The organism is Halorubrum sp. SP9, from assembly GCF_005435015.1.
Taxonomy (GTDB): Archaea; Halobacteriota; Halobacteria; order Halobacteriales; family Haloferacaceae; genus Halorubrum; species Halorubrum sodomense.
Genome location: NZ_SGXU01000612.1, coordinates 1 through 286, shown reverse-complemented (window position 1 = coordinate 286; position 286 = coordinate 1). Strand labels below are relative to the sequence as shown.

Below are 286 nucleotides of genomic sequence, written 5' to 3'. Positions count from 1 at the left end.
GAACGCGGACGTTATCGTCGGCACCTACGAGGGGATCGACCACGCGCTCCGAACGGGGAAGGACCTCGGCGACGTGGGCACGGTCGTCATCGACGAGGTCCACACGCTGAAGGAGGGCGAGCGCGGCCACCGCCTCGACGGGCTCATCTCGCGGCTGAAGTACTACAGCGAAGAGCGGATGCGGACGCATTCGGGGTACGACGGCACGCAGTTCGTCTACCTCTCGGCGACCGTCGGGAACCCCGAGTGGCTCGCGGAGAAGCTCCGGGCGACGCTGATCGAGTAC

At 67.1% G+C, this 286-nt stretch carries 1 protein-coding gene; it reads left to right on the top strand.

From position 1 onward, the window contains the following. The coding region (locus EXE45_RS18770; RefSeq protein ID WP_137695188.1) for a DEAD/DEAH box helicase at window positions 1-286 on the top strand (286 nt) is incomplete at both ends.